Source organism: Flavobacterium sp. NLM (genome assembly GCF_002210235.1).
Classification (GTDB): domain Bacteria; phylum Bacteroidota; class Bacteroidia; order Flavobacteriales; family Flavobacteriaceae; genus Flavobacterium; species Flavobacterium panici.
In genome coordinates this window covers 101,830-112,839 of the sequence record NZ_LIAC01000012.1, presented here as the reverse complement: position 1 = coordinate 112,839, position 11,010 = coordinate 101,830, and the positions used below count along the sequence as shown (strand labels likewise).

Sequence of the window (11,010 nt, the reverse complement as noted above, 5' to 3'; positions counted from 1 at the left end):
CAGGATTGACATTAAATGCAGACGGAACGGTAACAGTTGCACCAAATACACCGGCAGGAACTTACGATGTTACATACAGCATCTGTGAGATCAGTAACCCAACAAATTGTGATACAGTAATCTCAAAAGTTGTGGTAATTAGTGGAGCACTATTACAAGCGATTGATGATGTAGTAGGATCTGTAGTTGGAGTAAATCATCCGCAAACAATTATTAATGTATTTAATAATGATACTAACAACGGATTACCAGTTGTTGCAAATGATCTTAATCTTTCAGTTGTAACTCCAGATCCAACAGGATTCTTAACATTAAATCCTGACGGAACAGTTACATTGGGAGCAAATGCACCAAGAGGAACATATGAGTTGACTTATCAGATTTGTGAAAAACTGAACCCAACAAATTGTAGTTCGGCTTCGATTAAAGTAACAGTTGATGAACCAACAATAACAGTAACAGCAAGCAGTTATTGTTCAAATAACGTTCCTTATGTGAAATACAATGTCGTGGCAGATAATTTTACACCAACTAATTTATTAACGATTCAATGGATCGATAGTGCAAACAATGTAGTTGCAACTCAAACTAACTTACCATTAAGCGGAGATATATTATGGCCGGGTGCAACTATTGATGGCAGCGGAAATGGAACAGACTGGCCGGGATGGGTAAATACAAACGGTCAATGGACAGAAGCTGCTGATGGATTTGAGAAAACAAGACCAGGAGTTACAATGGTATTCTCATTAAACCCAACAGTTAGTGTACCGGTAAATTATCCAGCAGCTACGGGAGATTGTAATGCAAGACCAACTTTTGCTATCCAGGCAAATAATGATACAGCAGGACCAATTGATGTTAGCAAAGGAGAAACTTCTGGTATAAATGTATTTAATAATGATACGCATAACGGAGCACAAGTTATTCCAGCAAACGTAATTTTAAGTACAGTTACTCCAGATGCTAATTTAACTTTAAATGCAGATGGTACAGTTGGTATTAAACCTGGAACACAAACGGGAACGTATCACTTGACGTATCAAATATGTGATGCTTTAAGTTCATCTAATTGCAGTCAGGCAGTTGTAACTATTGAAGTCTTGAATACAGTTATTCCGGTTACACCTACAAAACCAATTGTAGCTAACAATGACGGAGTAATATCGGTTGATGGAATTAATGGTTCTCTTGAGTTCATAAATGTATTAGATAATGATTTATTAGACGGATTAGCAGTTAATCCTGCAGACGTTACTATTACAAACACATCTGGAAACAACAATTTTGAATTTAATGCAGACGGAACCGTAAATGTAAAACCAAATACACCAGGCGGACCTTACGATATTACATATCAAATTTGTGAGAAAGCAGCAACGACTACAAATTGTGCTTCGGCAACATTGACAGTTTTTGTAGAAGTTCCGGGAATTGCAATTGTTAAAACAGCGGTATTCAATGATGATAATCATAACGACATCGCAAATGCAGGCGAAACAATTACATACAAATTCGAAGTAACAAACACAGGAAATGTACCGTTAACAGGAATTACAATTTCAGATCCACTGCCGGGAGTAATCGTTTCAGGACAAGCTATCAGTTTAGCTGTTGGCGAATCAAACGATACAAACTTTACAGCAGTTTATAAAATAACACAAACAGATATCAATAATGGAAAAGTTACAAATCAGGCAAGTGTTAAAGGAAGCAGTGCAAAAGGAGTAGTAGTTGAGGATCTTTCAGATAATGATGGAATAAACGGAGACAAACCTACTGTGATAACATTAAATGGTTGTGAAATTGACGTTAAGAAAGGTTTCTCTCCAAATGGAGATGGTAAAAATGAGCGATTCTACATTCAGGGAATAGAATGCTACCCAGATAATACAGTAGAAATCTACAATCGTTGGGGAGTATTGGTTTTCGAAAAATCTGGATATAACAATGAAGACAGAGTATTTAAAGGATATTCAGAAGGGCGTACAACTATGAAACAATCAGAAGGATTGCCGGTAGGAACCTATTTCTATATTCTAAAATATAAAGACAGCGGTTCAAACCCTCACGAAAAATCAGGTTATTTATATATCAATAAATAAAAATTACAAACGGCTTAGTAGAAGCTAAGCCGTTTTTAAAACTCTTATAAATGAAAAAATTAGGCTTAATTTTCATGTTTTTTACAATTGTGTGTTCTGCTCAGCAAGATTCTCAATTCACACAATATATGTATAATACAATCGAAATCAATCCGGCATATGCAGGTTCGCGCGGCGTATTAAGTGCTTTCGGTTTATATCGTACACAATGGGTTGGTCTTGACGGAGCACCGGTAACAAGTACTTTTTCTGTAAATACACCTCTGGACAATAGTAAATTAGGATTAGGGGTTTCGTTGGTAAATGATAAAATTGGACCAACGACTGAAAACACACTATCGGCAGATTTGTCTTATAGCGTTCCAACTTCAGAGTCATTTCAGCTTTCATTTGGTATAAAAGCCACAGCCAATCTTTTTAATCTTGATGCAAGTAAATTAAGCTACGAAGATCAAAATGACGAAATGTTTCAGGATTTAAGAAACAAGTTTACACCAAATATTGGAGCCGGAATTTACTGGCATTCAGATCGTGCCTATTTAGGATTATCTGTTCCAAATTTTATCGAAACAAATAGATACGATGATAACGATGTTGCCATCTTCAAAGAAAAAATAAACTACTATTTCATGGCAGGTTATGTTTTCAATTTAGATCGTTTAGAATATATAAAATTTAAACCGGCATTGTTAACAAAAATGGTAGAAGGAGCACCTTTGCAGGTAGACGTTTCAGGAAATTTTATGTTTAATGATAAATTTGTTGTAGGACTTGCTTACCGTTGGAGCGCTTCTGTAAGTGCGATGGCAGGTTTTCAGGTTACAAGAGGAATGTATGTAGGATACGGTTACGATCATGAAACCACACGTTTACAAAAATACAATTCAGGATCACATGAAATTTTCCTTCGTTTTGATTTCTTCAATAACTACAGCAAACTAACTTCACCAAGATTCTTTTAATATTTAAATATGAAGATGAAAAATTTAATTTATTCCTTTTTGTTCCTTTGCCTTTTCATCAATGCAAATGCACAAACTGCCAGTATAAAAAATGCAGATCAAAAATATGATAACTACGCTTACGCGGATGCTATAAAAGCTTACGAAAGTTTAGTAAAAAAAGGAGTTAAAGAAGAAAGAATATTTCAAAGACTTGGTAATTCTTACTATTTCATAGGAGAATTAGAAGAGGCCTTAAACTACTATCAGGAATTATTCAATTTAAATGAAAATCAGGAAGCAGAGTATATGTACAAATATGCTCAATGCTTAAAATCAATTGGAAGTTATCGTAAAGCAGATGAAGTTTTAGAAAAATTCAGCCAAAAAGCACCTTCAGATAAAAGAGCCATTTTATTTTTAAAGAACAAAAGCTACCTGGAAGATATCAAAGCAAATTCAGGCCGATTTGATATTGCCGATGCCGGAGTTAATTCAAAAGATTCAGATTACGGAAGTACAATTTTAGACAATAAATTAGTATTTACATCTGCAAGAGATACTGGTGCGATCATCAAAAAGAATTTTAAATGGACAAATAAAGCCATTTCAACATTATATACAGTCGAATTAAATGCTGATGGAAGTATAGAAAAACCTGTATTATTTCACAAAAAGAATTTAAAAGTAAACTTCAACCAGTCGACTCCGGTTTTTACAAAAGACGGACGAACCATGTATTTTACCAGAAACAATTCTGTAAACGGTAAAAGAAGACAAAACGAAAAGAACATTACGCTTTTAAAACTTTATAAAGCAGTTTTAATAGATAACGAATGGAAAGAAGTGCAGGAACTTCCTTTTAATAGTGACGAATACAGCGTGGCGCATCCAGCCTTAAGCCCTGATGAAAAAACACTATATTTTGCGTCAGATATGCCGGGAACACTTGGGCTTTCGGATATATTTAAAGTAAGTATAGCTGCCGATGGAACTTTTGGAACACCAGAAAATTTAGGCCCGGAAATCAATACAGAAGGAAGAGAAACATTTCCTTTTATTTCAGATGAAAACGAACTTTATTTTGCCAGCGACGGAAGACCAGGTTTAGGCGGACTTGATATTTATGTTTCAAGAATAACTAAAGAAGGTTTATTTGATGAAGTACTAAATGTTGGAGAACCAGTAAATAGTAAACAAGACGATTTTGCTTTTATAATTAATAGTAAAAACAGAAATGGTTTTTTCTCTTCAAACAGAGTAAACGGCCACGGACTGGATGATATTTACCGTTTTACAGAAAACCGAAGATTAATTTGTGAGCAGCTATTATCTGGAATCGTTACAGATCTGGAAACAAACGAACCACTTTCAAATGTTAATTTGATTTTATTTGATGAAGCTGGTAAAACTGCTGTTGAAACAAAATCTGATTCAAACGGAAATTATGCTTTCGCCGATGTAAGATGCGGGAAAAAATATTTCATAAAAACATCAAAAGAAGATTATTTGTTTAAAGAAGTTTCTCTAACACTAAAAAAAGCAACAGGTTCAACTACGCTGCCAATAGCTTTAGAGCAAAAACCAAAACCAATTGTAAAAGCAATGCCGGTTGTAATAAAAGGAAACTCTATTAAACCAGTTAAAGTTAACATTACAATAGGAACCGATTTGGTAAAACTTTTAAACATACCAATGAACTTTTTCGATTTAGGTAAAGCAACAATTAAAAAAGAATCTGAGCCTAAACTGCAAAAAATTGTTGATATACTAAAACAATATCCAAACATAAAAATAGATATTCGTTCGCATACAGACAGCCGTTCATCATCAGAAAGCAATCAGATTTTATCAGATAAAAGAGCACAATCTTCAAAAAGCTGGTTGGAACAAAAAGGAATTGATCCAAGCCGCTTAACAGCAAAAGGATACGGAGAAACGCAGCTGGTAAATCAATGTGCCGATGGCGTAAAATGTACAGAGAAAGAACATCAGCAAAACAGACGAAGCGAATTTATAATTACAAGTATGTAATTTTATAATATAAAAAAGCCCTTTTCAAATCCAGAAAAGGGCTTTTTATTTATGAATTAATGTTGCTAGGTTTTTCAATTAACATCTCACTAATTTCACTTAAAAACTCAAATTCATCTAAAGGAAACATTTCTAAAACGGTTTCTAAAACTAGAGACACATTAACGGGATTTTTATTTGTTTCCGAAATTTTATCTGCTTGTTTGTCTAATGTCAAAATGCACATTTTTATCATATTGGTTATAACGCAACCAAGTTCAAAATAATTTATAAATTTAATTTGAGCGACATTATTTTCTGTTTTATCGTCAGATGGTTTTAAGGTACAGAAATATCTAGCGGTTAATTTTTGTAATTGCTCTAAATTTTTAATTTCATTTTTTTCCATAGTATGTTTTTAGCAAATGTAGTATTATATTTTAAACACGACATATATGTCGCAGTTATTTTTTTCACAGTTTAATAGATTTGATTTGTGGAAAAAAATAAATACGAGTTAGAGATTATTAAATTAGGTTTATTAATCAAAGAACTCAGAGGAAAAGAAAAGATTACACAAGAACAATTGTCAACATTATGTAATGTTGATGTAAGAACTATTCAAAGAATTGAAAAGGGAAAACAAAATATTACCATTAGTTTACTTTTTTCATTAGCTGATTCATTGAAAATAGAATCAAGTGTATTAATAGGTAAAATATTTTCTGAAAATCCATAATAAATCAATTAGACTTCAAATTAAAACCCTTTATATAATCCCTACGGGATATTTTTGGATTGGGATTTCTTTTTTTCTACCGATATTTAACTCCTAACGGAGTACTTCCTAAAAATTTATATTCGGTTTTGTCATCATTCAATATTTCGTAGAAATTATATATCGGTAGCCATTTCAAAATATCGACATGCATTTGTCTCGTAGAGACTATATATTTAATATTGTTTCATATCTCCCTACGGGAAATTGTTTGGGTGAAAATTTCTTTTTTTTCTACCAACCAATTACTCCTAACGGAGTATTTCCTAAAAATTTATATTGGGTTTTGTCATCATTTAATATTTTGTAGAAATTATATATCGGTAGCCATTTAAAAATATCAACATGCATTTGTCTGGTAGAGACTATACATTTAATATTGTTTCCTATCTCCCTACGGGAAATTGTTTGGGTGGAAATTTCTTTTTTTTCTACCAACCAATTACTCCTAACGGAGTATTTCTAAAAATTTATATTCGGTTTTGTCATCATTTAATATTTCGTAGAAATTATATATCGGTAGCCATTTAAAAATATCGCCATGCATTTGGTCTCGTAGAGGCTATACATTTAATATTGTTTCCTATCTCCCTACGGGAAAGTTTGGGTGGGATTTCTTTTTTCGTCCAACCAATTACTCCTAACGGAGTATTTCTAAAAATTTAAATTCGGTTTTGTCATCATTTAATATTTCGTAGAAATTATATATCGGTAGCAAAAAAATTATCACCAAGCATTTTGTCTCGTAGAGACTATACGTTTAATATTGTTTCATATCTCCCTACGGGAAATTGTTTGGGTGAAAATTTCTTTTTTTTCTACCAACCAATTACTCCTAACGGAGTATTTTCTTAAAATTTAAATTCGGTTTTGTCATCATTTAATATTTCGTAGAAATTATATATCGGTAGCCATTTAAAAATATCAATATGCATTTGTCTCGTAGAGATTATACATTTATTATTGTTTCATATCTCCCTACGGGAAATTATTGGATTGGTGATTTCTTTTTTTCTACCAACCAATTACTCCTAACGGAGTATTTTGTAAAAATTTATATTCGGTTTGTTATCATTTAATATTTCGTAGAAATTATATATCGGTAGCAAAAAAAATTATCGACATACATCTTGTCCCGTAGGGACTATACATTTAATATTTTTTCGTATCTCCCTACGGGAAATTATTGAATTGATGATTCGTTTTTGCTGCCAACGATATACTCCTAACGGAGTATTCACAAATTATAACATTTGATTTTACCAATATTTAACTTCTAATGGAATTTCTTCTAAATATTTAATTTCTACGAAACACTCCGTTAGGAGTGACTGGTCGGTAGCAAAAAAAAATATCCGACATGCATTTTGTCCCGTAGGGACATTTGATCGTCGACAAAAACATCAATATATAATGAAATTCATATTTTATTACGAACACATCAAAACGTTAAAAAATCTATTTTTCTACAAAAAATCTTTGTAAATCTTTTCTTTCTTTAACGTATAATTTTTAAAATTTTAATTTTTGTGTATTTTGTTTAAAATGAGCAATTTGCGTTTTTAAAAAATCGATTTCGTTGCGCATTGTATTTGTTTTTATTTTAACTTTATAAATCTAAAATTTTTCAGATATGACTGTACATCAAATACTTAATGCAAAAGGAAGGAATGTATATTCCGTACGTTCAACAACAACCGTTTTTGAAGCCTTAAAAGTAATGGGCGATAAAAACATAGGCGCCATTCTTGTTATTGACGGAAACGATTTAAAAGGGATTTTGTCTGAGAGGGATTATGCTCGAAAAATTGTTTTAAAAGACAAATCTTCAAAAGAAACTTTTGTACATGAAATTATGGAAAGCAATGTTTTCTCGGTACTGCTTTCAAATAATATCGAAGACTGCATGGAACTCATGAGTTCAAAAAGAATCAGACATCTTCCTGTTTTAGAAGATGGAACAGTAGTGGGAATTATTTCAATTAGCGATGTTGTTAAGGCAATTATCGAAATTCAAAAAGACACTATTAATCACTTAAACTCTTACATATCACAGTAAATACGCTTATTAAAATACTTTTTTCAATAGTCCGATACAGCTCGGACTATTTTTTTTGACCTCTCGATTTTGATATTTTAACAAAAGAAAGAACCAAAACGCCCCATTTTAAAACTAAGACTTATATCTTTGTAAGCTAGAATAAAAGCTAAAATAATGAACAAAGAGAGTAAAAAAAGAGAGGCGTTACTGTATCACTCAGAGCCAACTCCAGGAAAAATTCAGGTAGTTCCAACAAAAAAATATGCAACCCAAAGAGATTTATCGCTGGCTTATTCGCCAGGAGTTGCTGAGCCTTGTTTAGCAATTGCAGAAAACATTGAAGATGTATATAAATATACTGCAAAAGGAAATTTAGTTGCCGTAATTTCAAACGGTACAGCTGTATTAGGTCTTGGAGACATAGGTCCGGAAGCAGGAAAACCTGTAATGGAAGGAAAAGGTTTGTTGTTTAAAATATTCTCTGATATTGACGTTTTTGACATCGAAGTTGGTACAAAAGACGTTGAAGAATTTATTCAGACTGTAAAAAATATTGCTCCAACTTTTGGAGGTATTAATCTTGAAGATATCAAAGCACCGGAATCCTTTGAAATCGAAAGAAGATTAATAGAAGAATTAGATATTCCGGTAATGCACGATGACCAGCACGGAACCGCAATTATTTCTTCTGCAGCTTTAATCAACGCGCTTGAATTAGCAGGAAAAAAAGCCGAAGATGTAAAAGTTGTAGTTTCCGGAGCAGGATCTGCAGCAATTGCTTGTACAGACTTATATGTATTATTAGGAGTAAAAGTGGAGAATGTTTTAATGTATAACAGTAAAGGACTTTTAACAAAAGACAATCCTTCACTTTCAGACTTACAATTAAAATATGCAATCGACGGTCCAAAAATTGAATTAGCAGAAGCTGTAAAAGGAGCTGATGTTTTCATCGGATTATCATCTGGAGATATTCTTTCGCCAGAAATGCTATTGACAATGAAAGATAACCCGATTGTTTTTGCAATGGCAAATCCAAATCCGGAGATCGATTATAATTTAGCTGTAGAAACTCGTAAAGATGTTATTATGGCTACAGGCCGTTCTGATTTTCCTAATCAGGTAAATAACGTTTTAGGATTTCCTTATATTTTTAGAGGAGCTTTAGACGTACGTGCTACAAAAATTAACGAAGCGATGAAAATGGCTGCTGTAAAAGCATTGGCTATTTTAGCAAAAGAACCAGTTCCAGAACAGGTTAACGTAGCTTATGGAGCAACAAAATTAGGTTTCGGACAAGAATATATCATTCCAAAACCATTTGATCCTAGATTAATTACCGTTGTAGCGCCTGCAGTTGCAAAAGCAGCAATGGAATCTGGAGTAGCAAAAAATCCTATTACAGACTGGGCAGCTTATGAAGATAAGCTTCGCGAACGTATGGGTAATGATAATAAAATGGTACGTTTAATTACAAACCGTGCTAAATTAGATCCTAAACGAATTGTTTTTGCTGAGGCAGACCAATTAAATGTATTAAAAGCAGCGCAGATTGTACACGAAGACGGAATTGGTATTCCGGTTTTATTAGGAAGCAGAGAAACTATTTTAGAATTAAAAGAAGAATTAGGTTTTGATGCTGAATTAGAAATCATTGATCCTAAAACAAACGAAGAAGAAGAAAGACGTAACAAATTTGCAGCTTCATACTGGGAAACAAGAGAACGCAGAGGAGTTTCATTGCTTGATGCTCAAAAATTCATGCGCGAAAGAAACTATTTTGCTGCCATGATGGTAAACGAAGGCGAAGCAGATGCTCTTGTTACAGGTTACTCAAGAAGTTACCCAAGTGTAGTAAAACCAATGCTTCAATTAATTGAAAAAGCACACGGAGCTTCACTTGTTGCAACAGCAAACATGATGTTAACGTCACGCGGGCCAATGTTTTTATCAGATACAGCAATAAACATCAATCCATCATCTGAAGATTTAGTGAACATTGCATTAATGACAGCTAAAACAGCAAAAATGTTCGGAATTGAACCTGTTATTGCAATGGTTTCGTATTCAAACTTTGGTTCATCATCACATCAAAATGCTTCAAAAGTAAGAGATGCTGTGGCGTATTTGCATAAAAATCACCCTGAGATGGTCGTAGATGGTGAAATTCAGGCAGATTTTGCTTTAAATTCAGAAATGCTTCAGGAGAAATTCCCTTTCTCTAAATTAGCAGGAAAAAAAGTAAATACACTGATATTCCCTAACTTAGAGTCAGCAAATATCACTTATAAGCTGATGAAAGAATTGAATAAATCAGCTTCTATTGGACCAATTATGATGGGATTGAATAAACCTGTTCACATTTTTCAATTAGGCGCAAGCGTTGAAGAAATGGTAAACATGGCAGCAATCGCTGTTATCGACGCTCAGGAAAAAGAAAATAAAAAAAATAAATTGGCTCAATAAGTAGAATTAAATAAGGATCAAATAATATTGTCTTATTTTTATTGCATTTTTATTATATTTGATACTTATTAATAATACATATGATAGCACATTTGCAGGGAAAATTAGTCGAAAAGAATCCCACAGAAGTTGTAATTGATTGCGGTGGAGTAGGATACCACGTAAATATTTCTTTACATACTTTTTCATTAATCCCTAATGCTGATTTTATAAAATTGTATACGCATCTTCAAATCAAAGAAGATGCGCATACTTTATTTGGATTTGTAGAAAAATCTGAACGAGAAATATTTAGAATGCTTTTGTCTGTATCAGGAATTGGGGCAAACATTGCACGAACAATGCTTTCTTCAATAGAACCAAGACAAATTATTAATGCAATTGCCTCAGGAGATGTTGGTTTAATTCAGTCCATAAAAGGAATTGGAAACAAAACTGCACAGCGAGTAATACTTGATTTGAAAGAAAAAGTGTTAAAGTTGTACGATTTGGATGAAGTTTCAGTAGTTCAAAACAATACAAATCGAGATGAAGCGTTATCTGCTTTGGAAGTTTTAGGTTTCGTTCGAAAAACTTCAGAAAAAGTAGTAGAGAAGATCGTAAAAGAAGATCCGGAAGCTACTGTAGAAACGATCATCAAAAAGGCTTTAAAAAGCTTATAAAACC

The 11,010-nt window shown here is 33.0% G+C and carries 8 protein-coding genes; 7 read left to right on the top strand and 1 reads right to left on the bottom strand.

Going from position 1 to position 11,010, the window contains the following annotated elements; translation table 11 throughout:
* From APR43_RS15760 to APR43_RS15750, 3 genes are all read left to right on the top strand, one after another.
* Positions 1-2,105 (top strand): gliding motility-associated C-terminal domain-containing protein (locus APR43_RS15760; RefSeq protein WP_123959152.1); only part of this gene is annotated, 2,105 nt, incomplete at its 5' end.
* A gap of 50 nt (positions 2,106-2,155) precedes the next feature.
* Positions 2,156-3,067 (top strand): type IX secretion system membrane protein PorP/SprF, encoded by a 912-nt coding sequence (locus APR43_RS15755; RefSeq protein ID WP_053471673.1) that lies wholly within the window; start codon positions 2,156-2,158, stop codon positions 3,065-3,067.
* Between the two features lie 9 nt (positions 3,068-3,076).
* Positions 3,077-5,080, top strand: a complete 2,004-nt coding sequence (locus tag APR43_RS15750; RefSeq protein WP_053471672.1) for an OmpA family protein — start codon at positions 3,077-3,079, stop codon at positions 5,078-5,080.
* 49 nt (positions 5,081-5,129) lie between these two features.
* Here APR43_RS15750 and APR43_RS15745 read toward each other — a convergent pair whose 3' ends face one another.
* The gene (locus APR43_RS15745) at positions 5,130-5,468 is read right to left on the bottom strand and encodes a hypothetical protein (protein WP_053471671.1); all 339 of its coding nucleotides are present in this window, start codon (positions 5,466-5,468) and stop codon (positions 5,130-5,132) included.
* Positions 5,469-5,555: 87 nt separating this feature from the next.
* Between APR43_RS15745 and APR43_RS15740 the strand changes: the two genes are divergently transcribed.
* The 4 genes from APR43_RS15740 to ruvA all read left to right on the top strand — a co-directional run bounded on the left by APR43_RS15740 (position 5,556) and on the right by ruvA (position 11,006).
* The gene (locus APR43_RS15740) at positions 5,556-5,798 is read left to right on the top strand and encodes a helix-turn-helix domain-containing protein (protein ID WP_053471670.1); all 243 of its coding nucleotides are present in this window, start codon (positions 5,556-5,558) and stop codon (positions 5,796-5,798) included.
* Positions 5,799-7,470: 1,672 nt separating this feature from the next.
* Positions 7,471-7,896 (top strand): CBS domain-containing protein, encoded by a 426-nt coding sequence (locus tag APR43_RS15730; RefSeq protein ID WP_053471668.1) that lies wholly within the window; start codon positions 7,471-7,473, stop codon positions 7,894-7,896.
* A gap of 156 nt (positions 7,897-8,052) precedes the next feature.
* On the top strand, positions 8,053-10,344 hold the full coding sequence (locus tag APR43_RS15725) for an NADP-dependent malic enzyme (protein ID WP_053471667.1): 2,292 nt from the start codon (positions 8,053-8,055) through the stop codon (positions 10,342-10,344).
* An 80-nt stretch (positions 10,345-10,424) separates the two neighbouring features.
* Positions 10,425-11,006 (top strand): Holliday junction branch migration protein RuvA, encoded by a 582-nt coding sequence (ruvA, locus tag APR43_RS15720; RefSeq protein ID WP_053471666.1) that lies wholly within the window; start codon positions 10,425-10,427, stop codon positions 11,004-11,006.
* Positions 11,007-11,010: the final 4 nt, after the last annotated feature.

Coding starts and splice junctions, on each gene's coding strand:
- APR43_RS15745 (WP_053471671.1), bottom strand. CDS start 5,468: ATGGAAAAAAATGAAATTAAAAATTTAGAGCAATTACAAAAATTAACC.
- APR43_RS15755 (WP_053471673.1), top strand. CDS start 2,156: ATGAAAAAATTAGGCTTAATTTTCATGTTTTTTACAATTGTGTGTTCT.
- APR43_RS15725 (WP_053471667.1), top strand. CDS start 8,053: ATGAACAAAGAGAGTAAAAAAAGAGAGGCGTTACTGTATCACTCAGAG.
- APR43_RS15750 (WP_053471672.1), top strand. CDS start 3,077: ATGAAGATGAAAAATTTAATTTATTCCTTTTTGTTCCTTTGCCTTTTC.
- ruvA (WP_053471666.1), top strand. CDS start 10,425: ATGATAGCACATTTGCAGGGAAAATTAGTCGAAAAGAATCCCACAGAA.
- APR43_RS15730 (WP_053471668.1), top strand. CDS start 7,471: ATGACTGTACATCAAATACTTAATGCAAAAGGAAGGAATGTATATTCC.